At 62.7% G+C, this 601-nt stretch carries 1 protein-coding gene; it reads left to right on the top strand.

Going from position 1 to position 601, the window contains the following annotated elements; translation table 11 throughout:
• Window positions 1-601: S8 family serine peptidase (locus BBD46_RS16470; protein WP_171908230.1), on the top strand; the 601-nt coding region annotated here is incomplete at both ends.

Genomic DNA, 601 nt, shown 5'->3' with positions numbered 1-601 from the left:
ATCACCGACTTCTCCAGCGGCAACACCATCGCCGCCGACAACTGGGACAACCCCGACCCAGAGTGGCCAGACGAGTGGGTCAAACCAGACGTCGCCGCACCCGGTGAAGACGTCCTGAGCGCGATGCCTGACGACGAATACGACTACCTCGACGGCACGTCGATGGCCGCACCCCACGTCTCCGGCGTGATCGCCCTCATGCTCTCGGCCAACGACGATCTCACGCAGGAAGAAATCGAGGAGACCCTCGAGGAAACCGCCTGGAAACCTGACGGCGAACCCGACGAGAAGGACGTTCGCTACGGTCACGGCATCGTCGACGCCTACGCCGCTGTCGACGAAGTTGCCGCGGGTGCACTCGAGTACGAACTCGGTGACGTTGACCAGGACGAAGCTGTCACTGTCCAGGACGTCCAGCTGACTCAGCAGTACCTCCAGGATATGGATCCTGAGCCGTTCGCCGAGGACCTCGCGGACATGGACCGCGACGGCGAGGTCACGACGGACGATCTGAGCCTGCTCCAGCAGAAGGTACAGGGCATGCTCGACGAGGGTGAGATCGACATTACGGGACTCGATGTGCCCGCCGAAGTCGACGATG

The sequence above is a fragment of the Natrialba sp. SSL1 genome, from assembly GCF_001861355.1.
In the GTDB taxonomy this organism is placed as follows: Archaea; Halobacteriota; Halobacteria; order Halobacteriales; family Natrialbaceae; genus Natrialba.
This window is presented reverse-complemented; position numbering and strand designations above follow the sequence as displayed.